Below are 26,837 nucleotides of genomic sequence, written 5' to 3'. Positions count from 1 at the left end.
CGCCAGCACGGGACGTGTACCTGTGGACACGGGTGTTCCTTTCACGGGGTTTCACGGTGCGTACCCGGCGCGCCGCCGTGCGCGGCGCGCCGGGTACGCACCGTGAAACCCCGTGAAAGGAACACCCGTGTCCACAGGTACACGTCCCGTGCTGGCGAGGATCGTCAGACCCGTCCCCTGCGTGGCGGTCGCCGCCGTCGCCGCGCTCGCGCTGACCGCCTGTGGGGGCGGTACGGAGAAGACCGAGTCGAAGCCGGCCGCGCCGGCCGGCGGCACCTCCGCCGCCTTCCCGGTGACGGTCGAGCACAAGTACGGCAGCACCACGATCGAGGCGGAGCCGAAGCGTGTGGTGACGCTCGGCCTGTCCGACCAGGACGCGGTCCTCGCACTCGGAGTCAAGCCCGTGGGGGCGGTGGACTGGTTCAAGGAGCAGCCCTACGGCAAGTGGCCCTGGGCCGAGGACAAGTGGGGTGGCACCGCCCCGCAGATCGTCGGTGAGCGCGACGAGTACAACATCGAGAAGATCGCCGCGCTGAAGCCGGACCTGGTCATCGCCCAGTACTCGGGGATGAAGAAGGAGCAGTACGACACGCTCTCCAAGTTCACCAAGGTCGTCGCCCAGCCCAAGGGCCTGCCCGACTACGGCGCCTCCTGGCAGGTGATGACACGCCAGATCGGCACGTCCCTCGGAAAGGACGCGCAGACCGAGAAACTGATCGCCGGCATCGACGCCCGGTTCCGGGCCGTACGCGAGAAGCACCCCGAGTTCGCCGGGAAGACCCTCGCCGTCGCCGACAGCTTCGAGGCGGGCAAGTACTCGGCGTTCACCAGGACGGACCCCAAGGCGATCTTCTTCTCCGAACTCGGCTTCGCGCTGAAGCCCGAGATCGACGCTTTGGCCAAGCCGGGCTGGAACGTGGCCGAGCTCAGCGCCGAGAAGCTGAACGTGCTGGACGTGGACCGCCTGGTCTGGGTGACGTCGAGCACCGAGTCCGACAACCGCATCAAGGCGGAGCCGCTCTACAAGAAGCTGAAGGTCCACCAGGAGAAGCGGGACCTCTTCGTGCCGTACCAGGACCCGGACATCGGCGCCGCGTTCTCCTTCAACACGGTGCTGTCGATCCCCTACGCGATCGACGAGATCGAGCCGCTGGTGGCGGCCCTCGAGTAGTCCGCCACCCCGGGGCGCCGCGGGGACGCGTGCGACGGCATGCCGGGCAGGTGTGCCGTCGACGCCGTACGCGGCGGAGGCGCGCACCCCCTCGCGTCCTGCCCCGGGCCGCCGCGGACGGGCGGCGGAACCTCTCCGCGCGCCGCGCCCGGCCAGCGCCCCTGCACCGCACCTCACCGACGCATCAGCCAGGGAAAGGTCACTTCGTACGATGCTTGACGTCGAGTCGGACCCGGCATCCCCGTCCGGAGCACCCCTGACCGGCGGGCAGTCCGGCATCTGGCGTGCCCAGCAGATCGAGCCCGACAGCACCGCCTACAACATCGTCTACGTCGTCGACCTGCGCGGTGCCGCCGACCTCGACCGACTGGCCCGCGCCGTCCGGCGGGCCGTCGTGGAGGCCGCGTGCCTGCACGTGGGCTTCGGCTCCGGGCCGGCCGGACCGTTCCAGACGCCCCGGCCCGCCACCGTCGACGTCCCCGTCGTCGATCTCCGCGGCGCCGCGGACCCCGAGGGGGACGCCGCCGCCTGGGCGGCCGCGGACCGCGAACGGCCCGTCGACCTCGCCCACGGGCCGCACTTCGGGCAGGCGCTCCTGCGGCTCGCCGACGACCGTGTGTGGTGGTACCAGCGCTACCACCACCTCGTCCTCGACGGCATGGGCGTCGTCCTCCTCACCCGGCGGGCCGGCGACCTCTACACCGCTCCTGACGCCGCCCCGCCGCCCCCCGACTGGGCCCTCGACCGGCTCGTCGCCGACGACGCGGCCTACCGCGCCTCCGCGGAACACGCGGCCGACCGCGCCTGGTGGCGACGGCACATGGCCGGCCGGTCCGAGCCTCCGCGCCTGGCCGAGCGCCCCCCGTCCCTGACGACGCGGCGCCTGCGGCGCTCCGTCGAACTCCCCGCACCGGACGTCGCACGGCTGGACGCCGTGTCCCGGGAAGCGGGCGTCCGTCCGTCCCGCGTCCTCGTCGCCGCGGTCGCGGCCTACCTGCACCGCACCGTCGGAGAACAGGACGTCGTCCTCGGCCTCCCGGTCCCCGCCCGGCGAGGCGCAGCGGCGGACGTGCCCGGCATGGTCTCCAACATCGTCCCGCTGCGCCTCACGGTCCGCCCCGACACGACCGGCGCGGACCTCGTGACCGAGGTGCGCGACGCGGTCGCCGGCGCGGTCGCGCACGGACGCCACCGCGCCGAGGACCTGGCCAGGGACCTCGGGCTCGTCGACGGCGTCCAGGAACTCGTCGGCCCCACCGTCAACGTGCTGCCCCGGCCCGGCCTGCGCTTCGCCGGCCTCCGCGCCGACCTCGTGCCCTTCTGGCTGGGCCCGGTCGGCGACCTGGCCTTCACCTTCGCCGAGACCGGGGCCGAGACCGGGGCCGGGAGAGGGACGCGAACCGGGACCGCGACCGGCACCTCCGGCGGGACCGCGACCGGCACCGACACCTTCGGCGGGGCCGGGACCGCGGGCGCGGGCCGCCTCGTGCTGTACCTCGACGCGGACGCCGAGGCGTGCGACGAGGAGCGACTCCGCGCCCACGAGGCCCGGTTCCTCGCCCTCCTCCGCACCTTCATCGAGCACCCCGGCCGGCCGGTCGGCCGGATCGACCTCACCTCGGACGCCGAACGCGGCCGCCTGCTCGGCGAGTTCGGCGTGGCGCCCCGCGAGGTCGCGGAACTCTCCTGGCCCGCCGCCTTCGAGGCCCGGGTCCGGCACTCGCCCGACGCCGTGGCGCTCGTGTACGAGGACGACGAGCTGACGTACGCGGAACTCGACGCCGCCGCCAACCGGCTCGCCCGCCGTCTCGGCACGGGCGGCGTGGGTACCGAGGACGTCGTCGCGGTCGCCCTGCCGCGCTCCCCGGACCTGGTGATCGCGTTGCTCGCGGTGCTGAAGGCCGGCGCCGCCTACCTGCCGCTGGACGCCGACCACCCGGCGGACCGGATCGCGTACATGCTGTCCGACGCGGGGGCCCGGACCGTGATCACCGTGCGGGATCTCGCGGAGTCGCTGCCGCCGGCCCCCGGGGTCGCCCGGGTCCTGCTCGACGACCCGGCCACGTCCGAGGCCGTCGCCGCGCTCGACGCCCGCGCCCCCGGCGTGCCGGTCGCCCTGGACCAGGCCGCGTACGTCATCTACACCTCCGGCTCGACCGGCCGCCCCAAGGGCGTCGTCGTCCCGCACGACGGCGTCGGCAGTCTCGTCGCCACCGCCGTCGACCGCATCGGCGTCACCGCCGGGAGCCGGGTCGTCCAGTTCGCCTCGGTGGGCTTCGACGTGACGGTCTGGGACCTGATCATGTCCCTGTGCGTGGGCGGCCGGATCGTCCTCGTCCCCGCCGAGCGCCGCGTCGCGGGTCCCGCCCTGACCGAGTACATCGCGCGGCACCGGGCCACCCACATGATCCTGCCGCCGTCGCTCGTCTCCGCGCTGCCCCGGGAGTGCGAACTGCCCGACGGCGCCGTCCTCGTCGTCGGCACCGAGGCCGTGCCCGCCGAGCTGATCGCCCGCTGGGCCGGACGGGTCCGGGTCGTCGTCGCGTACGGCCTCACCGAGGCGAGCGTCAACTCCACGCTGTGGACCGCCGATCCCGACCGCCCCGTGCCCGTCGGCGCCGAGGGCGAGCTGTATGTCGCGGGCCGCGGCCTGGCCCGCGGCTACCTGGGCCGCCCCGGCCTGTCGGCGGAGCGCTTCGTGGCCGACCCGTACGGAGAACCCGGCACCCGCATGTACCGCACCGGCGACCGGGTGCGCTGGGGTGCCGACGGAAACCTGGAGTTCCTGGGCCGCTCCGACGGGCAGATCAAGATCCGCGGCCACCGCATCGAACCGGGCGAGGTCGAGAGCGCCTTCATGGCCTGCCCCGGTATCGCCCAGGCCGCCGTACGCGTGCGGGAGGACCACCGGGGCGTCAGGCGGCTCGTCGCCTACCTCGTGACGACCTCCCCCGCCCCCGACGCCGAAGTCGCCCGGACCCCGGCCGCCGACGAGACGGTGGCGGCCGCACGCGCCCGGGTGGCCGCCACGCTGCCGGACCACATGGCGCCCTCCGCGGTCGTCGTCCTCGACGGCCCGCTCCCGCTCACCCCCAACGGCAAGCTCGACGGCAAGGCGCTGCCCGAGCCCCGGTGGACCGCCGCGAGCGGGGCCGGCACCCCGGGCACCCCCGCCGAGGCGACCCTCGCCGCCCTGTTCGCCGAGGTCCTCGGACTGCCCACGGCCGGTGTCCACGACAGCTTCTTCGCCCTCGGCGGAGACAGCATCGTCGCCATCCAGCTCGTGAACCGGGCCCGGGCGGCCGGGCTCGTCATCACCCCGCGCGAGGTGTTCCGGCACCGGACGGTGGCGGCCCTCGCCCGGATCGCCGCCCGGACCGACACCCGGGCCGCCCCGGAGCGCCGGGTGACCCTCGACGAGGACGCCCTGCCCGTCTCCCCGCTCCAGGAGGGCTTCTTCTTCCACGCCCGCTACGACGACCGGGCCCCGGACCTCTACCTCGTCCAGGAACTCCTCGACCTCACGGGCCCGGTCGACCCCGACCGGTTGCGCCGCTCCCTGCAGTCCCTGCTCGACCGGCATCCCCTGCTGCGCGCCTCCTTCCGCCAACTGCCCGGCGGTGAGGTCGTCCAGCGCCTCGCGCCCCGGGTCACCCTGCCGTGGCGCGTGGCCGACACGGCCGTGACCGGCCTCGACGAGCTGCTGCGCGCCGACCGGGGCGAGCCCTTCGACCTGGACCGGCCGCCCCTGCTCCGCGCCACCCTCGTCAGGGACGGCGGGCGGCACCGGCTGCTGCTCACCCTCCACCACATCGTCGCCGACGGCTGGTCGGTCGCCCTGCTGCTGCGCGAACTCGCCGCCGTCCACCGGGGAGCCGCCCTGCCCGCGCCGGTGGATCCCCGGCCCTGGCTCCGCTGGCTCGCCGGCCGCGACCGGGACGCCGCCCGTGAGGCGTGGCGGGCGGCGCTCGCCGGACTCCCCGGCCCCACCCGGCTCGTCCCGAGCCCGGTCGCGGACGCGCCCTACCGGCCCGAGCACGTGGACACCCGGCTCCCGCTGGACCTCACCCGGGAGCTCACCGCCTTCGCCAGGACCCGCGGACTGACCCTGAGCACGGTCGTGCACGGCCTGTGGGGGCTGCTGCTCGGCGGCCTGACCGGCAGCCGGGACGTCGTCCTCGGCACCACGGTGTCCGGGCGGACCACCGAGGTCGAAGGCCTGGACACGGCGGTCGGCCTCTTCATCAACACCGTGCCGGCCCGGGTGACCCTCCGCCCGGCCGAGACGCTGACCGACCTGCTGCGGCGCGTCCAGGACGAACACGCCGCCCTCCTCGACCACCAGCACCTCGGTCTCGCCGACATCCAGCGGGTCGCCGGCGGCGGCGAACTCTTCGACACCCTGGTGGTGTTCGAGAACCACCCGAGCGGCCCGAGCGCGGGCCGGGAACCCGCGGCGGCACCCGGGGGATCCGGCGAGCTCGTGATCGGGACGGGCGAGATCGCCGACGCCGTGCACTACCCGCTCGCGCTGGTCGTCCAGCCCGACGACGACGGTCTGCACCTGCGGTTCAAGCACGACGGCACACGCCTGGACCGGGTGTCCGTGGCCGTGCTCTCCAGCCGGTTCACGAGCCTGCTGCGCACCCTCGTCTCCGACCCCGGCCGCCTCGTCGCCCGCACCGGGCTGCTGTCCGAGCGGGAGCGCGAGCACCTCGCCGGGACGAACGCCACCGCGCACCCGGTCCCCGACGCCACCCTGGCCTCGCTCCTCGACCGGCAGGCGGCCCGCACGCCGCACGCCCCGGCCGTGATCTTCGAGGACACCACCCTCACCTACGCGGAACTCGACCGCCGGGCCGAGGCCCTGGCCCGGCGCCTGCGGGCCGCCGGAGCGGGACCGGAGCAGTACGTCGCCGTCGCGGTGCCGCGTTCGGCCGAGCTGATGGTCGCCCTCCTCGGCGTCCTGAAGGCGGGCGCCGCCTACCTGCCCGTCGATCTCGACTACCCCGCGGACCGTGTCGCGTTCATGCTCGGCGACTCGGGCGCCCGCACCGTGGTCACCACCGCCGCCTCGGCCGGCCGTCTGCCCGCCGCACCGGGTCTCACGTACGTCCTCGTCGATCAGGACGCGCCCGACGAGCCCGTCCCCGACTCCACCGTCCGGCACGCGCGTCCCGACCATCCCGCCTACCTCATCTACACCTCGGGCTCCACCGGCCGCCCCAAGGGCGTCACCGTCACCCACCGCGCCATCGTCAACCGGCTCGCCTGGATGCAGAGCACGTACGAACTCACCTCCGACGACCGGGTGCTCCAGAAGACCCCGTCCAGCTTCGACGTGTCGGTCTGGGAGTTCTTCTGGCCGCTGGCCGAAGGGGCGGCGGTCGTCCTCGCCCGCCCCGACGGCCACCGCGACCCGCACTACCTCGCCGGTCTCGTCCACGCCCGAGCCGTCACCACGCTGCACTTCGTGCCGTCGATGCTGGCCGCCTTCCTCCGCGCCGTCCGCGGCGCGGACCTGCCCGACTGGGCTTCCGGACTGCGCCGGGTGTTCTGCAGCGGCGAGGCGCTCTCCGGCGCCGACGCCCGGCGCTGGTGCGCGCTCACGGACCGCCCGGGTCGCGGCCCCGTACCGCTGCACAACCTCTACGGCCCCACCGAGGCGGCCGTGGACGTCACCGCCTTCCCCTACGACGGCGGCCCCGGCGACCGGGCCGTCCCCATCGGCCGCCCCGTCTGGAACACCCGGCTCCACGTCCTCGACCCGTTCCTGCGCCCGGTGCCCGACGGCGTGCCCGGCGAGCTCTACCTCGCCGGCGTCCAGCTGGCCCGGGCCTACCACGACCGCCCCGCCCTCACCTCCGAGCGGTTCGTCGCCGACCCGTTCGGGGCACCGGGGGAGCGCATGTACCGCACCGGGGACCTGGTGCTGCGCCGCACCGACGGTGCGGTCGAGTACCTCGGCCGCACCGACCGGCAGCTGAAGATCCGCGGCAACCGCGTCGAGCCGGGCGAGGTCGAGACCGCCCTCGCGGCCCTGGACGGCGTCGCCCGCGCGGCCGTGACCGTCCGGGACGGCGCCCTCGTCGGCTACGCCGTCCCCAGGCCGGGCACCGCTCCGGACGGCGAGCGGCTGCGGGCGCGACTGGCCGACGCGCTCCCGGCCCCGATGGTGCCCCGAGCCGTCGTGGTCGTCCCCGAACTGCCGCTGACACCCAGCGGCAAGCTGGACCACCACGCCCTCCCCGCGCCGGACGCCCCACCCCGGCCGGCCGGGCGCGCGCCCCGCGACGACCGCGAGCGCGCCCTGTGCGAGATCTTCTCGGAGGTCCTCGGAGAACCCGGCGTCGGCGTGGACGACGACTTCTTCGTCAGGGGCGGCGACAGCCTCACCTCGATCGCCGTCGCCACCCGCGCCCGCGCCAGGGGGCTGATCCTCGGTCCCCGCGACGTCTTCGAACGCCGCACGCCCGCCGCCCTCGCCGCCGCCGCGCACGCGGCCGGCACGGCCGAGGCGGACCGGGCCCCGTCCCCGACCCCCGAGGCGCCCGTGCCGCCCGACGGCGTGACCGTATCCGCCTCCGACGCGGGTCAGGCCGCCGCCGCCCTCCAGGCGATGCTGGCCCTGCACCGGCAGTCCGGCGCGCCCGTCGACCCCGCGCTCAGCGCGCTTCTCGACCGGCTGACCGCCGCCGGCCCCCCGGAACCGCCGGCCGACCCGCCGCTCGGTGGGCTGCGGCTCTCCCCGGAGGAGACCGACCGCGTCCGCGCCGCCGCCGGACTTCCGGTCGCGGACGTCTGGCCGCTCTCCCCGCTCCAGGAGGGCATGTACTTCCACGCCACCTACGACGCGGGCGACGCCCTCGACGTCTACCAGTCCCAGGAGACGCTGGACCTCGACCACCGCGTCGACGCGGAGCGGCTGCGCGCCGCCTGCCGGACGCTCCTGGAGCGCAACACCGGCCTGCGCGCGGGATTCACCAGCGACGGCCTGCCCCGGCCGGTGCAGTTCATCACGGACGGCGCCGAGATCCCCCTGACGGAGGTGGACCTCTCCCAGCTGCCCGCCGGCGAACGCCGGGCGAGGACGGCGGAGCTGCTGGCCGCCGACCGCCGGCAGCGCTTCGACCTGTCCGCGGCCCCGCTGTGCCGCCTCCTGCTGATCCGGCTCGGCGACGGCCGGGACCGGCTCGTGGTGACCCGGCACCTCATCCTCTGGGACGGCTGGTCCGCGTGGCTGTTCCTGGAGGAGCTCTTCACGCTGTACGAGCGGGCCGGCGACGCGGACGGCCTGCCCGCCCCCGGCTCGTACCGGGACTACCTGGCCTGGCTGGACCGCCAGGACACCGCGGCCGCCCTCGACGCCTGGCGCCGCGCCCTCGACGGGTTCGCCGAGCCCACCCTGGTCGCCCCGTCCGGACGCGACGGCGGGCCGGTCATCCCGGTGGACCACGAAGTCCTGCTCGCCGAGGAGGCGGGCGACCGGCTGCGCGCCCTCGCCCGGCGCCACGGACTCACCCTGAACACCGTGCTCAACGCGGCCTGGGGACTGGTGCTCGCCGCGACGACGGGCCGTGACGACGTCGCCTTCGGCACGGCCGTGGCCGGCCGCCCGGCGGACGTGCCGAACGCGGCCGGCATCATCGGCATGTTCCTCAACACGGTCCCGGCCCGCATCGCCTTCGTCCCCGGCGAGCCGCTGATCGACCTGCTGCGCCGGATGCAGTCCGAACGCGCGGCGGTCATGCCCTACGACCACGTCGGCCTCGGCACCCTGCAGCAGGAGAGCGGTCACCGCCGCCTGTTCGACACCCTGTTCGTTCTCCGCTCGGCCGACGGCGAGGACCGGGCCGGGGCGCTCCGGCGGCGCCACGGCATCACGGGTGTGTCGAACGTGGACGGCACCCACTTCCCGCTCACCCTGATCGTCACCCCCGGAGCCCGGCTGCGGGTCACCCTGGCGGCCAGGCCCGACCTCTTCGACGCCGAGGACGCGACCACGATCCTCGCCCGCTTCACGACCGTCCTCGACCGGCTCACCGACTGCCTCGCCATCGCCGACGCCGACGCCGCCGGGGCCGGGGCCGCCGACCCGACCCGCACCGCGGCCGTCGACCTGCTGCTGCCCGCGGAGCGCGCCGCGCTCGTCGCCGGCCMCGGCGGCGGCCGCGAGCCGGTGCCGAACGACACCGTCGCCGACATGCTCGCCGCCCAGGTCGCCCGCACCCCGGACGCGAGGGCCCTGGTCTTCGGCGAACGGGCGCTCACCTACGCCGAACTGGACGGGTACGTCAACCGGCTCGCCCGGCTGCTGCTCGCCCGGGGCGCCGGGCCGGAGAAGGTCGTCGCGCTCGCCCTGCCGCGGTCCATCGACATGGTGGCCGCCCTCTTCGCCGTGCTGCGCACCGGCGCCGCGTATCTGCCGCTGGACCTCGACCACCCCGCCGACCGGCTCCGCCTGATGGCGCTCGACACCGGACCCCTGTGCCTGGTCTCCACGACCGCCGTCGCCCCCGCGCTGCGCGCCGCCGAAGGCCCCGTCGCACCCGAACTCCTCCTGGACGACGAGACCGTGGCCGCCGAGCTGGCGGCCCTCCCCGACGGCGAGATCGCCGACGGGGAGCGGCCCGCGTTCGCCCGCGACGTGCCGGACCGCCTGGAGCACCCCGCGTACGTCATCTACACCTCCGGCTCGACGGGCCGGCCCAAGGGCGTCGTGACCCCCTACCGGGGGCTGACGAACATGCAGCTCAACCACCAGAAGGAGATCTTCGACCCGGCCATCGCCTCCGCCGGCGGCCGGCGCCTGCGGATCGCGCACACCGTGTCCTTCGCCTTCGACATGTCGTGGGAGGAACTGCTCTGGCTCGTCGAGGGCCACGAGGTGCACGTCTGCGACGAGGAGCTGCGCCGCGACGCCGAGGCCCTCGTCCGCTACTGCGACCTCCACCGGGTGGACGTCGTCAACGTGACGCCGACGTACGCCCAGCTGCTCATCGAGGAGGGCCTCCTCGACCGCGACGAGGCCGCGGGCAGGCACCGGCCCGCACTCGTCCTGCTCGGCGGCGAGGCCGTGCCCGACACGGTGTGGACGAGGCTGCGCCGCACCGAGGGGGTGTACGGCTACAACCTGTACGGCCCCACCGAGTACACGATCAACACCCTCGGCGGATCCACCACCGACAGCGCGACGTCCACCGTCGGCGTACCGATCCGCAACACCCGCGCGCACGTGCTGGACACGATGCTGCGGCCCGTGCCGCCCGGCTGCCCCGGCGAGCTGTACATCGCCGGCACCGGCCTGGCGCGCGGCTACCACGACCGTCCCGCCCTGACGGCCGAACGGTTCGTCGCCGACCCGTTCGGCGAACCCGGCGAACGCATGTACCGCACCGGCGACCTCGTCCGGCAGCGCCCCGACGGGCTGCTCGACTTCCTGGGCCGCACCGACGACCAGGTCAAGATCCGCGGCTACCGCGTCGAGCCGGCCGAGATCGCCACCGCGCTCTCGGAACACCCGGACGTCGCCCACGCGGCCGTCGTCGTGTCGGAGAACGCGGGGACCAGGCGCCTCGTCGGCTACGTCGTGCCGCAGGAGGGCACCGAGCCCGGTGACGGGCTGACGCGGCGGCTGCGCGACCACCTGAAGACCGGCCTGCCGGACTACATGGTCCCCTCGGCGTTCGTCACGGTCGGGACGCTGCCGCTGACCGTCAACGGCAAGCTGGACCACAAGGCCCTCCCCGCGCCCGACCTCAGCGGCTCCGGGGGCGGCCGGGCTCCCCGCACCCCCCGCGAGGAGACCCTCCGGGCCCTCTTCGCCGAGGTGCTCGGGCTCCCCGCGGACGCCGTCGGCATCGACGGCGACTTCTTCGAGCTGGGCGGCCACTCGCTGCTGGCCACCCGTCTGGTCAGCCGGGCCCGTACCGCCCTCGACGCGGAGCTGGCGATCCGCGACCTCTTCGAGGCACCCACCGTCGCCGAGCTCGTGGAGCGCGCCGCCCGCGCGGCCGGTGCCCGGCGACCGAAGCCCACCGCCGGCGACCGGCCCGATGAACTGCCCCTGTCCCACGCCCAGCAGCGGCTGTGGGTCGTCCAGCAGATCGAGTGCACCTCGGCCGCGTACAACTTCCCCCTCGTGACGCGGCTGCGCGGCGCGTTCGACCGCACGGCGTGGGCCGCGGCGCTCGCCGACGTGACGGCCCGCCACGAGGCGCTGCGCACGGTCTTCGCCACGACGGCCGACGGCCGCACCCACCAGCGGATCCTCCCCGCCGACGAGGCGCGCCCGCCGGTGGAGCACCTGCGGGCCGGCGAGGAGGAGCTGCCCGCCGTCGTCGACGCGGCCGCCAACCGGCCGTTCGACCTCGCCGCCGAACTCCCGCTCCGCGCCGTCATCGTGGAACTCGCGCCCGAGGACCACGTCGTCGTCCTGGTGCTGCACCACATCACCACCGACGAGTGGTCGGACCGCCCCTTCCTGCGCGACCTCGCCACCGCCTACACGGCGCGTCTCGGCGGGACCGCCCCCGCGTGGGAGCCGCTGCCCCTCCAGTACGCCGACTACGCGCTCTGGCAGCAGCGGCTGCTCGGCGACGCCGCGGCCGGGGGCAGCCTGGCCGCCCGCCAGCTGGACCACTGGCACGAGACCCTGTCCGGCGCCCCGGAGGAGCTGGAGCTCGCGGCCGACCGGCCGAGGCCCGCCCGCCCGGTGTTCTCCGGGGCCGACCTCGACATCGCGTTCGACGCCGACACCCACGAGGGCCTGAGGCGGCTCGCCCGGGAGACCGGCACCAGCATGTTCATGGTCGTGCACGCGGCCGTCGCCGCCCTGCTCCACCGCGAGGGCGCCGGCACGGACATCCCCCTCGGCGCGCCCATCGCGGGCCGGAACGACGAGGCGCTGGACGACCTGGTGGGCTTCTTCGTCAACACCCTGGTCCTGCGTACCGACCTCGGCGGGGACCCGTCCTTCCGGGAGCTGCTCGCCCGGGTCCGCGCGACCGACCTCGCCGCGTTCTCCCACGCCGACGTGCCGTTCGAAGCCGTCGTGGAGAAGCTCAACCCCACCCGCTCGCTCTCCCGGAACCCGCTGTTCCAGGTGATGGTGGGCCACCACACCCGCGGCGACGACGGGCTGCGGCTGCCCGGCCTGCGCGCGGAGTTCCTGCCCGTGCGGATCCGCTCGGCCAAGTTCGACCTCGTCTTCAGCTTCACGGAACGGACCGCGGCGCGGGACGGCGCCGGCTCGCTCGGCTGCCGTCTGGAGTACGCCACCGAGCTGTTCGACCCGGAGACCGCCCAGCGGCTGGCCGACCGGCTGCGGACGCTGGTCACGGAGCTCGTCGCCACCCCCGAGCTGCCCCTGTCCCGGCTCGGGACTCTCGCCGCCGACGAACGGCGCCTGGTCCTGGAGGACTTCAACGGCACCGCCCGCGAGGTCGACGAGGAGACCCTGCCGGCCCTCTTCGCCCGCCGGCTGGCCGAGCGGCCCGACGCCGTCGCGGTCGTGGACCGCGCCCGCGCGGTCACGTACGCGGAGCTCGACGCCCGGGCGAACCGCCTCGCCCGACTCCTGGCCGCGCACGGCGCGGGGGAGGAGAGCGTGGTCGGCGTGGCCGTGCCCCGCTCGGTGGACATGGTCGCCACGGTCCTCGCCACGTCGAAGCTGGGCGCCGCGTTCCTGCCGCTCGACCTCGTCCACCCCGGCGACCGGCTCGCGTACATGATCGAGGACTCCGGCGCCGTCCTGGTGGTGGGCACGGAGCCCGTCGCGGGGAAGATCCCGGACGTGACGGGCGTGCCCGTGGTCCTGCTCGACGCCCCGGAGACCGCCGAGGCCCTCGGCGCGCTGTCCGACCTGCCGCCGGACACCGGGCGGGTGGCCCTCGACCGGGCCGCGTACGTGATCTACACCTCGGGATCGACCGGCCGGCCCAAGGGCGTCGTGGTGCCCCACGAGGGCATCGCCAGTCTGGTGGCCACCGCCGTCGACCGGATGGGTCTGGAACGCGACAGCCGCGTGCTCCAGTTCGCCTCGATCGGTTTCGACGTCTTCGTCTTCGAGCTGGCGATGGCCCTGTGCCACGGAGGCCGGCTCGTCCTCGTCACCGACGAGGCGCGGGTCGCCGGACCGGCGCTCACCGACTTCCTCGCCGACCAGCGGATCACCCACATGATCCTGCCGCCGTCGCTGGTGTCGGCCCTGCCTCCCGGCTGCGCCCTGCCCGAGGGGTCGACCGTGCTGGTCGGCACCGAGACCGTCCCGCCGGACCTGTTCGAACGGTTCGGCGACACGGCCGACCTGATCTGCGCCTACGGACTCACCGAGGCGACCGTCAACTCCACGCTCTGGCCCGCCCGTGAGCACGGCGGCGGTCCGTCCGGCCGGGTGCCCATCGGCCGGCCCGACCCCAACACCCGCTGCTACGTCCTCGACGAGTGGCTGCGGCCCGTCCCGCCCGGTGTGGTGGGCGAGCTGTACGTCGCCGGACGCGGCCTCGCCCGCGGCTACCTCGGCAGGCCCGGACTCACCTCGGACCGGTTCGTCGCCGACCCGTTCGGAGCGCCGGGGGCGCGGATGTACCGCACCGGCGACCGCGCGCGCTGGCGCAGGGACGGCAACCTCGACTTCCTCGGCCGGGTCGACACCCAGGTCAAGGTACGGGGCTTCCGGATCGAGCTCGGCGAGATCGAGGCGGCGCTGGCCGGGCACCCGTCCGTCGCCCAGGCCGCCGTGGTGCCCGACCGCGACGGCGACATCGTCCGGCTCGTCGGCTACGCGGTGCCCGAGTCGGGCGAGGCGGACCCGCGGGAGCTGCGCGCCCACGTGGCGGCGCTGCTGCCCGAGTACATGGTCCCCGCGCTCGTGGTCCCGCTGGACGGACCGCTGCCGCTCACCCCGAACGGCAAGCTGGACCGCAAGGCGCTGCCCGCCCCGGACTGGTCCGCCATGACCGGCGACACCCGTCCGGCCACCGGGGCGCAGGCCCGGCTCGCCGGCCTGTTCCGCGAGGTCCTCAAGCTGGACGGAGTCGGCGTGCACGACGACTTCTTCGCGCTCGGCGGCCATTCCATGGCCGCGATGCGGCTCCTGGGCCGCATCCGCGCCGAGTTCGGCGTCGAGCTCGCCCTCCGGGACGTCTTCGACGCGCTCACCGTCGCCGGGATCGCGGGGAAGCTGGCGGGCGCCGTCGCCGCGGCCCGCCCCGAGCTGCGGCCCCGCACGGACGCGGACGGTCCGCGGCGGATCGCGCCCGTCCAGCGCGCCCAGTGGCGGGCGTACCGGAGCGACCCCCGCTACGACCACGCGCTGGTCCTCCGCTCCACGGGCGGACTCGACCCGGACGCCGTCGCCGCCGCCCTCGCCGACGTGGTGGCACGGCACGAGCCGCTGCGCACCGCGTTCGCCGAGCGGGACGGCGAGGTGGTCCCGCGCCCGGTCCCCGCACTCGCGCCGGCCGTCGAACACTGCGCGGACCTGGACGACCGGTTGGCCGCACTCGCCGCGGAGCGACCCGACCCGGAGACCGGGGCGCCCCTGCGGGCACACCTGCTCGGCGCCCCGGACGGCAGCCAGGCGCTCCTGCTGGCCATGCACTACCTCGCGGTCGACGAGTGGTCGGTCGTGCCGCTGCTCCGCGACCTCGCCACGGCCCACGCGGCCCGCGCGAAGGGCCTGGCACCCCGGTGGGAGCCGCTGCCGGTCACGTATCCGGACTACGCCCAGTGGGCCCGCGAGGTCCTCGGAGACCCGGCCGACCCCGACAGTCCGGGCGGCCGGCAGCTCGCCTACTGGCGACGAAGGCTCGCGGGCGCCCCGGGACGGCTCGCCCTGCCGGCGGACGGTCCCCGGCCGGCCCGCCCGACCACCGACCACCGCTCCGCCGGCCAGGTCGGTTTCGTCCTCGACGAGGAACTCCACGAGGCCGTGGACCGGCTCGCCCGGGCCACCGGCACCAGCATGTTCATGGTGCTGCACGCGGCCTTCGCGGCCCTGCTGACCGCCCACGGGGCCGGCACCGACCTGCCGGTGGGCACGATGGTCGCCGGGCGCGCCGACGACCGGCTCGCCGATCTCGTCGGCAGCTTCCTCAACACGGTCGTGCTGCGTACCGACACCGCGGGCGACCCCGCCTTCACGGAGCTGCTGGCCCGGGTCCGGGAGACCACGCTGAGCGCCCTCGACCGTCAGGACGTCCCCTACGACGAGGTCGCCCTGGCCACCGGTCTGCCCCCCGAGGGGCCCCAGGTGACCGTGGTCCACCACGAGCAGGCGGACCTTGCGGAGCTGGAGGGCGGCCTGGGCTCCCTCCGGGTCGTCCCGACCGGCTCGGCGCGCGCGGAGCTGACCCTCGGATTCCACGAGCCGCGCGGCGCCGGGCCGGTGCACTGCGCACTCACCCACGTGACCGGCGTGCTCGGTACCGCCGGGGCGCGGCGCCTGGCCGACGAACTGACGGCCCTGCTGCGCGCCGCCACCGCCCGCCCCGGGCAGCCGCTCTCCGCCCTGTTCCCCGTCCCGTCCCAGAGGAGTGACCACGCATGACCACCAATCCGTTCGAGGACCCGCAGGGCACCTTCCTGGTCCTGGTCAACGACGAGAACCAGCACTCGCTGTGGCCGTCCTTCGCCGAGGTGCCGGCCGGCTGGCGGACCGTGTTCGGCGAGGACACCCGCGAGGCGTGCCTCGCCCATGTCGAGAGCAACTGGACCGACCTGCGGCCCGCGAGCCTGGTCGCCCGCCAGGACACGACCTGACCGGCCCGGACCGCGCCGTCGCCGCCCCGCGGAGAGCCGCTCCGCGGGGCGGCGGCGTTCCGCCCCCCGGGGAGGGGACGTGGGCCCCGGGGATGTCCCGTCGGTCGGTCCGGCACCGCGGGGAGCCGTCCCCGCGGTGTCACGCCGTCCCGTAGTCAGCGCGTCACGGCGTCGTCCTCGCCGGCGCATCGGGGTCGCCCGGCGGCGGCGGGACGCGCACCGCGGACTCCTGACGGCCGGCGGACCACGCCGCCCACAGTTCGGCGTACCGGCCGCCCGCCGCGACGAGTTCGTCGTGCGTTCCCGTCTCGACGATCCTGCCCCGGTCGAGGACGACGACGCGGTCGGCGGTCGCCGCCTGCGGCAGCCGGTGGGCGACCACCAGGCCGGTGCGTCCCTCCAGGGCGCGGAGCGCCGCGCTCTCCAGCACGCGCGCGCCCGCGCTGCCCGCGTCCGCGGTGGCCTCGTCGAGGATGGCGACGGGCGGGTCGGCGAGGACCAGCCGCGCCAGTGCCAGGTGCTGCGCCTGGGTGACCGTCAGCCGGTGCCCCCCTTCGCCGACGACCGTGGCGAGACCGTCGGGCAGGGCCCGCGCCCAGTCCAGGGCGCCGACCCGGGCCAGCGCCTCCCGCAGCTCCTCGTCCGTCGCCCCGGGCCGGGCCAGCCGCAGGTCCTCGGCCAGCGGGCCCGCGAACACGTGGACCTCCTGGCTGATCAGGGTCACCGTGCGCCGTACGCCCTCGGGGCCCAGGTCCCGTACGTCGACGCCGCCCAGGGCGATCGACCCGGACACCGCTTCGTGGACGCCGGCGACGACCTTGGCGAGGGTCGTCTTCCCCGCGCCGCTGGCGCCCACCAGAGCCACCCGCTCGCCGCTGCGGACCTCCAGGCCGACGTCGTGCAGCACCGGCCTGCCCGCCTCGTAGGCATGGCAGAGCGCCGTCACCCGCACCGAACCGTCCGCCGGGGACCTCCCGCCACCGCGGTCAGGCTCGACCGGCAGGTTCGTCACCCCGATGAGACGGGCGAAGCCGGCGCCCGCCGACTGGGCGTCGTCGATGAGGAACAGCGCGGCGTTGATCGGATTGAAGAGACTGTGGAAGTACAGCGCGGCGGCGGTGGCCGTGCCGATGCTCACCGATCCGTCGTCGACCAGCAGGAAGCCGGCCACGAGCACGGCGGCCAGGCCGATGAACTCACCGAGGTTCAGCCGGGAGAAGAACCCGGTCACGATGTGCAGGCCGCGCAGCGCCACGTCGCGCGCCGCCTCCGAGCGGCGTTCCAGGAGGGCGGCGTGCGGGTCGCTCAGCCGGAAGGCGCGCACGGTCCGCACACCGCCGATGCTGTCGAGCAGCTGGTGCTGCAGCGCGCCGGTGGCGACGCGGTGCTCGGCGTACACGGGCGCGGCCCTGCGCAGGTACCAGCGGACGGACAGCACCTGGACGGGAAGGGCGAGCAGCACGGCCGGCAGGAACCGCCAGTCCAGGACGGCGAGTCCGGCGAGCGTCAGCACGATGGTGAGGGCGGAGCGGGCGAACTCGGGCAGGGCCTGGCGCACCGACTTCGCGATCACGGACACGTCGCTGGTGACCCGGGAGACCAGGTCGCCCGAGCCGGCCGCCTCGACGCGCCCGAGCGGCAGCCGGAGCGCCCGCTCGACGAACTGCTCGCGGACGGCCGCGAGTACGGTCTCGCCCAGCCGGGCCACGAGGCTGCCGCCGAGCGCGGCCGCCGCGCCGCGGGCCAGCGCCACCGCGACGAGCAGGGCCAGGGGCACCGTCAGGGCCCGGGTGCCCCGCTGCTCGACCACCACGTCGACGACGTGACCGAGCAGGGGAGCGGTGAGCAGGCCGATCGCCGTGCCGGTGACGAGGACTCCGACGGCGGCCGCGGCCAGCAGCCGGTGGCCGCGCAGGATGACGCGGAGCGCCGCCAGGCTCTCCGCGCCGGTGGCGGTCGGCAGCAGGGGCCGGTCGTTCCCGGCCGTCGCGGCCGCGCTCCCGGTCTTCTCCGGCGGGCTCGGGTCCGTCTGTGCCGTCGCGACGGCGCGGTGTTCCTCGGTGGACGTCATGCGAGCACCGCCGCCCGGTAGTCCTCGTCGGTGGCGAGGAGTTCGGCGTGGCTGCCGTCGGCGGCCACGGTGCCCTCCTCGAGGACCACCACCCGGTCGGTCACCGCGAGGAGGGCGGGACTGGTCGTGATCAGTACGGTGGTACGGCCCCGGCGGAGGTCCCGCAGCCGCGCGGCGATCCGCGACTCGGTGACGGTGTCCACGGCCGTGGTCGGGTCGTGGAGCACCAGTACGGCACGGTCCGCGGCGAGCGCCCGGGCCAGGGCCACCCGCTGGCGCTGGCCGCCGGACAGCGATCTGCCGCGCTCGGCGAGCACGGTGTCCGTCCCGTCGGGCAGCAGCCCGGCCACCTCGTCCGTCGCGGAGGCGGCGAGCGCGTCGGCGACGGTCCTCGTACCGGCGGCGGAACCCGCCCGTACGTTGTCCAGCAGGCTGCTCTCGAACAGGGCGGCGTCGTGCGGCGCGACCAGGACCGCGCGCCGCAGGCCGTCCGGGTCGAGCGCGGTCAGCGGCACGCCGTCGAGCTCGACGCGTCCGTCGGCCGGGTCCGCCTCCCGGCCGAGGCAGCGCATGAGGTCGTCGGCGGCGGCCGGATCGCGGCTGACCACTCCGGTCAGACTGCCGGGGCGGATGTCGAGGTCCACGGCCCCCAGGGCGCCGAGGCGTACCCCGCGCAGCCGGACGTGCCCGGCCGCGCCGTCCCGCGGCGTCTCCGTGCCCCCCGCCACGGCCGCGGGCGCGGTGAGGACGTCGGCGATCCGGCGCGCGGAGGCACGGCCCTGCGCCAGTTCGGCGTTGACGTAGGTCAGCAGCTGGAAGGGGCCGAGGAGGAACTGCGCGAGGCCCACCGCCGCGACCAGTTCGCCCACGCTGATGGCGCCGTCGGTCGCGAGGTACGCGCCGGCGATGCCGATGGCCGCGACGAAGACCCCGGTCAGCGCGAGGACCGCGCCCTCGTGGCCCGCCCGGCTGCGGGCCGCGCGCAGCGCGGCGGTGAGCGAGTCCTGGCTGGTCGTCCGGTAGCGGGACACCGCCGCCGACTCCGCGCCCATGCCCTTCAGCACGCGGAGGCCCGTGACCAGGTCGGCGGCGACACCGGAGGCGTGCGCCGCGCGTTCCTGCTCGGTCTCGCTGCGGCGTTCGAGCGGCCCGCTGATGCGGTGTCCGAGCCAGAGCAGCGGCGGGATGCCGAGCAGGACGAGGAGTCCGAGCGGGACGGAGACGCGGAGCAGGGCCACCGCGCTGACCGCCAGGGCGGCGACCGCGGCGGCGCCGTACGCGAGGACGGTGGCCACCGACCCCACCCGGCGGGCGTCGTCCGTGGCGATGCTGGTGAGGGCCCCCGGCAGCCGGTCCGCGTCGGCGCCGCCGCGCGGATCGAGCACGCGCGCCCCGAGTTCCAGCCGGAGGCGGTGGGCCGCGTGCTCGCCCGCTCCCTCCGCGATCCGGGCACTGGTGCGGTAGCAGGTCGACAGGACGAGGAAGAGGGCCGCGAGGACGAGCAGCCAGCGCACCAGGTGCCCGGCTGATCCGGTGGCCACGGCCGAGTCGATCGCCGCGCCGATCACCACCGGTACCAGCGCCTCGCAGCCCTGATGGGTCATACCGAGCAGGGAGGCCGTGACGACACGGCGGCGCTGGCCCCTGATCGCCCGGCGGAGGACGTGCCCCCCGGTCGGTCCTCCCGTTGGCATGCGACCTCCGCACAGACGGCAATCGGTTAGGTAAGGCTACTCTAATTCCGGGGTCGGGCCGAGGTCGTGAGCGGCGGCTTTCGGCCCTTCGTTCGGGCCATCTCCCTTGCGAGGGAAGCGCGTTGACCGGTCATCAGGGGTTCGGTTAGGCTAACCTAAGTCGCGACTCGTCGTCGTGCCGCACCACGGTCACCGACGGCTGTCGGCAGTCGTCAGCGGCTGCCAGCGGTCACCTGAACCACCGTCAGGGGGAGTGCGCGTTGCCGGTCGAAGCCCAGGCGGTGCCCGAGGACCCGACCACCCCGCCGCCCGCCCCGCGGCCGGCACGGACCACGACGGCACTCCGGGGCGCGGGCCTGCTCGCGGTGCTCGCCGCACTCGTCGTCGTCGGACTCCTCAGCGTCTGGGTGGGGACCAGGGGCATTCCCTTCGCCTCCACCTGGAGCGTGCTGTGGCACCCCGACGGGTCCGAGACCTCCGTCATCGTCCACGACTACCGCGTCCCCAGAACCCTCCTCGGCCTCCTCGTCGGTGCGGCCCTCGGCCTGTCCGGCGCCCTGATGCAGGCCCTGACCCGCAACCCGCTCGCCGAGCCGGGACTGCTCGGCATCAGCCTCGGAGCCTCCGCCGGCGTGGTCGTGGCCATCGCCTTCCTCGGCGTCGGATCGGTCCTCGGCTACGTCTGGTTCGCCTTCGCCGGCGCCGCCGTGACCTCCGTGGCCGTCTACCTCCTGGGCGCCTCCGGACGCAAGGTCGCCAGCCCCGACCGCCTGGTCGTCGCCGGAGCGGCGGTGACCGCGGTCCTGTACGCCTTCAACGCGGCGGTGCTCCTGCTCCACCCGAGGGCCTTCGACCAGTTCCGCTTCTGGACGGTGGGCTCCCTCGCGGGCCGGTACCTCGACGTCGTGCACGTCGTCCTCCCGTTCGTCCTCACGGGCCTCGTGATCGCGCTCGGGCTCGCCCCGTCCCTGAACGCCCTGGCCCTGGGAGACCAGATGGGGCGCGCCCTGGGGCTGAACGTCGGCAGGACCAGGGCCCTGGGAGCCGCCGGGGTCATGCTGCTGTGCGGTGCGGCGACCGCCGCGGCCGGGCCCATCGCCTTCGTCGGACTCGTCGTCCCGCACGTCGCCCGCTTCGTCGCCGGAACCGACCAACGATGGGTACTGGCCTACTCGATGCTCCTCGCGCCCGTCCTGCTCGTCGGCGCCGACGTCCTGGGCCGGGTACTGGGCGCCCCCGGCGAGGTGCAGGTCGGTATCGTCACCGCCTTCATCGGCGCCCCCGTCTTCATCGCGATGTGCCGCCGCCGGAAGCTGGTCATGCTGTGAGCGCCGCGAGGGAGGCGGCCCGCTCCGACTGCGGCGTCCCGGAAGCGCGCACCGCCGCCCGGACCCCGCGCGTCGTCAGCGGCACGGTGATCCGCAGCCGCGCGGGCACCGTGTCCGTCCGGGTACGGGGACGCACCCTGGCCGTGTCCGCCGCGCTGCTCGGGCTGCTCCTCGCGGTCGCCCTCGTCACCCTCGCCACCGGCGACTTCGAGCTCACCGTCGGCGAGGTCCTGCGGGCCGTGCTCGGACAGGACTCCGGCGGCGCCGACTTCGTCGTCAACACCCTGCGCATGCCCCGCCTGCTGACCGCCCTCTGCGTCGGAGCCGCCCTCGCCGTCAGCGGCGCCGTCCTGACCAGCCTGACCGGCAACTCCCTGGGCAGCCCCGACATCATCGGCTTCACCAACGGCTCGGCCGTCGGCGCCCTCGTCGTCATCATCGTGCTCCACGGCAGCATGACCCAGATCGCCCTGGGCGCGCTCGCCGGCGGCCTGGCGACCGCCGCCGCCGTGTACCTCCTCATGCTGGGCCGCGGGCTCCAGGGCTTCCGCCTGATCGTCGTCGGGATCGGTGTCAGCACCCTGCTCCTGGCCGTCAACTCGTACCTGATCACCCGGGCGACCTGGCAGGAGGCCCTGGAGGCGCAGGCCTGGCTGATCGGCAGCCTGGGCAACCGCGGCTGGCAGCACGCGAACGCCGTCCTCGTCGCCGTCGCCCTGCTGCTCCCGGCCGCCTTCCTCCTCTCCCGGCGCCTGGGGATGCTGGAGATGGGCGACGTCACGGCCATGGCCCTCGGGGTGAACGTGGCCCGCACCCGGACGGCCCTGCTGGTCGTCGCCGTCGCCCTCGCCGCCGTCGCCACGGCCGTGACCGGCCCCATCTGGTTCGTCGCGCTGGCGGCGCCGCAACTGGCCCGACGGCTGACCGCGTCCTCCGGTCCCGCCCTGGCACCCGCCGCGCTCATGGGCGCGCTGCTCCTGGCCGCGAGCGACCTCGTCGCCCAGCGCCTCTTCGCGCCCGCGCTGCTGCCGGTCGGTACGGCGACCGGCACCCTCGGCGGGCTGTACCTCATCTGGCTGTTGATCACCGAGTCACGAAAGAGCCGCGCATGACCGCTACGTCGTCACCGACCGCCGCGCCCTCGCCCACGCCCACGGAGGCACCCGCGCCGACCGACCCGAAGGCCGACCCGACGAGCGCCCCGACGAACGGCGACCAGCGGCCGGACCGCCCGGGCTCCCGCCTGCGCGCCGTGGACCTGACGCTCTCCTACGACCGGCGGACCGTGGCCACCGGCCTGGGCGTCGACATCCCCGACCACTCCTTCACCGTGATCGTGGGACCGAACGCCTGCGGGAAGTCGACGCTCCTCAAGGCCCTCGCGCGGATGCTCAGACCGCGGGCCGGTCAGGTCACCCTGGACGGCCGGGCCATCGCCTCGTACCGCTCGCGCGAGGTCGCCCGCCGGCTGGGCCTCCTCCCGCAGTCGTCCACCGCACCGGGCGGGATCACGGCCGGAGACCTCGTCGCCCGGGGCCGCTACCCGCACCAGGGGATGCTGAAGCAGTGGTCCGCCGAGGACGAGGCGGCCGTCGTCGAGGCGATGCGGCGGACCGGGGTCCTGGAACTCGCCGACCGGCCCGTCGACGACCTCTCCGGCGGCCAGCGCCAGCGCGTCTGGCTCTCCATGGTGCTCGCGCAGGAGACGCCCATCCTGCTCCTGGACGAACCGACCACGTTCCTCGACATCGCCCACCAGGTCGAGGTCCTCGACCTCTGCGCCGACCTGCACGCCCGGCAGGGACACACCGTCGTCGCCGTGCTGCACGACCTCAACCAGGCGTGCCGCTACGCCACCCACCTGATCGTGATGCGCCCCGGCGGCACGGTCGCGGCCGAAGGCGCCCCGGGCGGCGTCATGACCGCCGAACTCGTCGAGGACGTGTTCGGGCTGCCCTGCCGGATCATCGACGACCCCGAGACCGGCACCCCGCTCATGGTGCCGGCCGCGCCCGGACGGTACGCGTCCCGGACGACGGAACGGGAGGACACGGCCGGTTCCACGGCTGCTTCCACGGCAGGTTCCGCCACCGCCACCGCCACCGCCGGCCCGACGACGGCCGGCCCGGACCGGGCATCCCGGCCGTAGACACCCGGGTCGCCGCCGGACACCCGCGGCGGCGTCCCTTGCTCCCGCCTGGCCCCACATATCCGACACCCAGGACGGATCACCCCGCATGATGCTCTGCACGAGGCTGACGAACGCCACCTTCCACACCATGGATCCGGACCATCCCGTCGCCCACGACCTGGGCATCTGGCGCGGCAGGATCGCCGGCCTCGACGACGCCGTCACCTCGCTCCCCGCGCGCGAGGTCGTCGACCTCCAGGGCGCCACCGTCCTCCCCGGCTTCATCGACAGTCACGTCCACCTGGCGTGGACAGGACTGAAGGCGAGCTCGCCGAGCATCGCCGGCCTCACCGACGTCGACGACGTCCTGACCGCCGTGTCGGACGCCGCCTCACGGACCGGCGCCCCCGGCGACTGGGTGCACGTCGACGGCTACGACCAGCGGGCCATCGGACGCCACCTGACCGCCGCCGAACTGGACCGGGCCGGCCACGGGCGCCGGCTGTTCCTCATGCACCGGTCCGGCCACGCCTGCGTGGTCAACCACGCCGTGCTCGACCTGCTCCCGGACCACGTCCCCCACGACGACGGCCTGCTCGTAGAGAGTGCGATGGGGGCCGTACGGCGCCTGCGCCTGCCGTACGCGCAGCGCGAACTCGCCGACGCCGTCGAGCACGCCGGCCGGGCCTGCCTCTCCGAGGGGATCACCGCCTGCGCCGAGGCCGGCATCGGCGGCGGACTGCTCGGGCACAGCCCCGTCGAGCTGGGGGCCTACCAACTGCTCCGCGACGAGGGCCGGCTGCCGCTGCGGGTACAGCTCATGCCGGGCGCCGACACCCTGCGGCCGGCCGGCGCCCACGAGCGCGACGGCATCCCGCGCGCCCTCGACCTCGGCCTGCGGACCGGCTTCGGCGACGACTGGCTGTCCGTCGGCGCCCTCAAGATCTACACCGACGGCGGCATGATGGCCCGCACGGCCGCCCTCACCTCCCCCTACGAGGGCACCGGCCAGTTGCAGGACGACCCCGACCGCCTCACCGACCTGGTCGTGGACGGGCACCTCGGCGGCTGGCAGCTCGCCGTCCACGCCATCGGCGACCGCGCCGTCGACCTCGCTCTGGACGCACTGGAACGGGCACACTCGCTCAGGCCCCGCGAGGACGCCCGCCACCGCATCGAACACGCCGGACTGGTCCGGCCGGACCAACTGCCGCGCTTCGCCCGGCTCGGTGTCAGCGCGGTCGTCCAGCCCGGCTTCCTGCGCCACTTCGGCGACGACTACGCGACGGTGATGGGGGAGCGACGGGCCCCCTGGATGTACCGGGGGCGGAGCTTCCTCGACCACGGGGTCACGGTCGTCGGCAGCTCCGACCGGCCGGTCGCGGACGGCTCCCCGCTGCGCGCGATCCAGTTCATGGTCGAACGCGCCTCCACCTCGGGCCGCTCGATCGGCCCGGACGAGGGCATCACCGTCGACGAGGCACTGCGCGCCTACACCGTCGCCGGCGCGTACGCCTGCCGGTGGGACGGGAGCGCCGGCAGCCTCACCCCCGGCAAGCGGGCCGACCTCGTGGTCCTCGGCGACGACCCGCGTCGCGTCGACACGTCCCGGATCGGCGACATCGAGGTCGTCGCCACCTTCGTGGACGGCCGCGACGCGGAGGAGGCGGGCAAGCCGTGAGCACCCGCGCCGACCTCGCACCGTGGGCACACCTGTGGCAGCCTCCGGCCTCGCCGCCCCGCTGGGTCATCTGGACCGCGGGCGACGACACGATGGTCTTCGACAGGCTCCTCAACATCCCCGCGCCCGTCGCGGGGGACCTGCTGCCCGAGGTGCTGCGCCGGATGCGCCGGGCCGGCGCCCCGGAGAGCGACGACTACCCGGGCCGCGCCTGCGGCTGAGAGCCGCCCGGACCGGCCACGTCTCCCGAGCGGACCCGGAGGGAACGCCGTGACCACGGCCCCGCGGAACGCCGTGCGGTGCGGAACCTCAGTCGACCGGCCAGGTGTGGGCGGGGGCGTTCAGGTGCATGTAGTCGATGTACTGCCGGGTCATCCGCTTCAGCGCCTCGTGCCGGTCCGCGTGGTCGATGTCGTGGATGTGGTGGAACATCTCCGACTGCCACACCGCGCCGTTGCGGCCGGTGACGCAGCGCTGTTCGATGATCCCGAGCAGGGGCTCCCGCCAGGCCGCGTCGAGGCCCAGGCGGTCCAGCCCGCGGTCCGCGGCCGGCAGCAGGCGCCGCAGCACCAGTTCGGTCACCGGGACCTCGCCCATCCCGGGCCAGTACATGTGCGCGTCGATGCCGTACCGCGCGGCCGCGTGCAGGTTGTCCTCCGCCGCCGAGAAGGACATCCGCGACCAGACGGGCCGGTCCTCGTCGACCAGGGCGCGGACCAGGCCGTAGTAGAAGGCACCGTTCGACAGGACGTCGGCCACCGTGGGCCCCGCGGGCAGCACCCGGTTCTCCACCCGCAGGTGCGGGACACCGTCGACGACGGCGTAGACGGGGCGGTTCCAGCGGTAGACCGTCCCGTTGTGCAGGGTGAGTTCGGACAGTCCGGGGGTCCCGCCGTGCTCCAGGGTCTTCTGCGGGTCCTCGTCGTCGCACAGCGGGAGCAGGGCCGGGAAGTAGCGCGCGTTCTCCTCGAAGAGGTCGAAGACGGAGGTGATCCAGCGCTCGCCGAACCACACCCGGGGCCGCACCCCCTGCACCTTGATCTCGTCGGGCCGGGTGTCCGTCGCCTGCTCGAACAGCGGAATGCGCGTCTCGTGCCACAGCTCCTTGGAGAACAGGAAGGGGGAGTTCGCCGCCAGGGCCACCTGCACTCCCGCGATGGCCTGCGCGGCGTTCCAGTAGTCCGCGAACTCGTCCGGCGCGACCTGCAGATGGAACTGCGTGCTCGTGCACGCCGCCTCCGGCGTGATCGTGTCCGCGTAGGTCCGCAGCTTCTCGACGCCGTCCACCGCGATCAGCAGGTCCTCGCCCCGCGCGGAGAAGATCTGCTCGTTCAGCAGGTGGTAGCGCGGATCCTCGGACAGCGCCGCCATGCCGACGTCCTGCAGCTCCAGCGTGGGCAGGATCCCGATCATCACCAGGTGCGCGCCGAGCGCCGAGGCCTTCTCCTCGGCGTGGTTCAGCGCGTTCCGGATCTCCTGCTCCCAGGAGTCCGGTCCTCCCGCGGTGAGCCGGCGCGGCTCGATGTTGATCTCCAGATTGAACCGGCCCAGCTCGCTCGACCAGGACGGATCCGCGATCGCCTCCAGCACGTCCCTGCTGCGCATGGCGGGCTCGCCGGTGGCGTCCACCAGGTTGAGTTCGATCTCCAGGCCGACCTGGGGCCGCTCGAAGTCGAAGCGCGCCTCCCGCAGCATGCGCGCGAGGACGTCGAGGCACGTGTGCATCTTGTTCCGGAACCGGCGGCGGTCGTCACGGGTGAACTCCAGCGCCGGGACATCGCGTCCCATTCGGCCCTCCCGAGGCTCGACGGCTCGGATCCCCACGTCCAGCGTCCCACTCCGGGGGCGCCCCAACCACCGAAGGCGCTCGCGGACGGTCCCGGCCCCGGGCGGGAGGCCGCCGCGCCACCGGGGGCGGGTCCGTGGAGCGCCGGGCCGCCGGTGGCGCGGCAGGGCCGCGTCCGGCTGGCCGCCCGCGGACGGGGCGGCACGCCCCGT

11 protein-coding genes are annotated in these 26,837 nt (G+C 75.0%); 8 read left to right on the top strand and 3 right to left on the bottom strand.

The window, feature by feature from the left end; genetic code table 11:
- The first annotated feature begins 127 nt into the window (after positions 1-127).
- The 3 genes from EAO71_RS22415 to EAO71_RS22405 all read left to right on the top strand — a co-directional run bounded on the left by EAO71_RS22415 (position 128) and on the right by EAO71_RS22405 (position 15,934).
- The gene (locus tag EAO71_RS22415; RefSeq protein ID WP_222723574.1) at positions 128-1,171 is read left to right on the top strand and encodes an iron-siderophore ABC transporter substrate-binding protein; all 1,044 of its coding nucleotides are present in this window, start codon (positions 128-130) and stop codon (positions 1,169-1,171) included.
- A 211-nt stretch (positions 1,172-1,382) separates the two neighbouring features.
- The gene (locus EAO71_RS22410; protein WP_147979614.1) at positions 1,383-15,722 is read left to right on the top strand and encodes a non-ribosomal peptide synthetase; all 14,340 of its coding nucleotides are present in this window, start codon (positions 1,383-1,385) and stop codon (positions 15,720-15,722) included.
- A complete protein-coding gene (locus EAO71_RS22405; RefSeq protein WP_147979613.1) occupies positions 15,719-15,934 on the top strand; it encodes an MbtH family protein in 216 nt (71 codons plus the stop codon). Before EAO71_RS22410 ends, EAO71_RS22405 begins: the two co-directional genes overlap by 4 nt.
- Positions 15,935-16,097: 163 nt before the next feature.
- Here the strand turns inward: EAO71_RS22405 and EAO71_RS22400 are convergent, their stop codons facing one another.
- A complete protein-coding gene (locus EAO71_RS22400; protein WP_147979612.1) occupies positions 16,098-18,005 on the bottom strand; it encodes an ABC transporter ATP-binding protein in 1,908 nt (635 codons plus the stop codon).
- On the bottom strand, positions 18,002-19,699 hold the full coding sequence (locus EAO71_RS22395; protein ID WP_147979611.1) for an ABC transporter transmembrane domain-containing protein: 1,698 nt from the start codon (positions 19,697-19,699) through the stop codon (positions 18,002-18,004). The genes EAO71_RS22400 and EAO71_RS22395 overlap by 4 nt, the downstream gene beginning before the upstream one ends.
- Before the next feature lie 260 nt (positions 19,700-19,959).
- On the opposite strand from EAO71_RS22395, the gene EAO71_RS22390 reads away from it, so the two are divergent.
- The 5 genes from EAO71_RS22390 (at position 19,960) to EAO71_RS22370 (ending at position 25,060) form a co-directional block, all read left to right on the top strand.
- Complete coding sequence (locus EAO71_RS22390; RefSeq protein WP_147979610.1) at positions 19,960-21,027, top strand: FecCD family ABC transporter permease; 1,068 nt, start codon at positions 19,960-19,962, stop codon at positions 21,025-21,027.
- Positions 21,024-22,139, top strand: coding sequence for a FecCD family ABC transporter permease (locus EAO71_RS22385; protein ID WP_147979609.1), 1,116 nt, complete (start codon positions 21,024-21,026; stop codon positions 22,137-22,139). Before EAO71_RS22390 ends, EAO71_RS22385 begins: the two co-directional genes overlap by 4 nt.
- Positions 22,136-23,176, top strand: coding sequence for an ABC transporter ATP-binding protein (locus tag EAO71_RS22380; protein ID WP_261992286.1), 1,041 nt, complete (start codon positions 22,136-22,138; stop codon positions 23,174-23,176). The genes EAO71_RS22385 and EAO71_RS22380 overlap by 4 nt, the downstream gene beginning before the upstream one ends.
- Positions 23,177-23,267: 91 nt before the next feature.
- Positions 23,268-24,839 (top strand): amidohydrolase, encoded by a 1,572-nt coding sequence (locus EAO71_RS22375; protein WP_147979634.1) that lies wholly within the window; start codon positions 23,268-23,270, stop codon positions 24,837-24,839.
- Entirely contained in the window at positions 24,836-25,060 is a 225-nt protein-coding gene (locus EAO71_RS22370) for a hypothetical protein (RefSeq protein ID WP_147979608.1), read from the top strand. Before EAO71_RS22375 ends, EAO71_RS22370 begins: the two co-directional genes overlap by 4 nt.
- Before the next feature lie 88 nt (positions 25,061-25,148).
- Here EAO71_RS22370 and EAO71_RS22365 read toward each other — a convergent pair whose 3' ends face one another.
- Complete coding sequence (locus tag EAO71_RS22365; RefSeq protein WP_147979607.1) at positions 25,149-26,627, bottom strand: glutamate--cysteine ligase family protein; 1,479 nt, start codon at positions 26,625-26,627, stop codon at positions 25,149-25,151.
- Between the last annotated feature and the right edge of the window lie 210 nt (positions 26,628-26,837).

It is taken from the genome of Streptomyces sp. MS191 (assembly GCF_008042125.1).
Lineage (GTDB): Bacteria > Actinomycetota > Actinomycetes > Streptomycetales > Streptomycetaceae > Streptomyces.
Note: the sequence above shows the minus strand (reverse complement) of the source record. Positions and strands in the feature narration are given on the sequence as shown.

Excerpts from the sequence above, each read along its gene's own strand:
- EAO71_RS22405 (WP_147979613.1), top strand. The coding sequence starts at position 15,719 with ATGACCACCAATCCGTTCGAGGACCCGCAGGGCACCTTCCTGGTCCTG.
- EAO71_RS22380 (WP_261992286.1), top strand. The coding sequence starts at position 22,136 with ATGACCGCTACGTCGTCACCGACCGCCGCGCCCTCGCCCACGCCCACG.
- EAO71_RS22365 (WP_147979607.1), bottom strand. The coding sequence starts at position 26,627 with ATGGGACGCGATGTCCCGGCGCTGGAGTTCACCCGTGACGACCGCCGC.
- EAO71_RS22400 (WP_147979612.1), bottom strand. The coding sequence starts at position 18,005 with ATGACGTCCACCGAGGAACACCGCGCCGTCGCGACGGCACAGACGGAC.
- EAO71_RS22375 (WP_147979634.1), top strand. The coding sequence starts at position 23,268 with ATGCTCTGCACGAGGCTGACGAACGCCACCTTCCACACCATGGATCCG.
- EAO71_RS22395 (WP_147979611.1), bottom strand. The coding sequence starts at position 19,699 with ATGCCAACGGGAGGACCGACCGGGGGGCACGTCCTCCGCCGGGCGATC.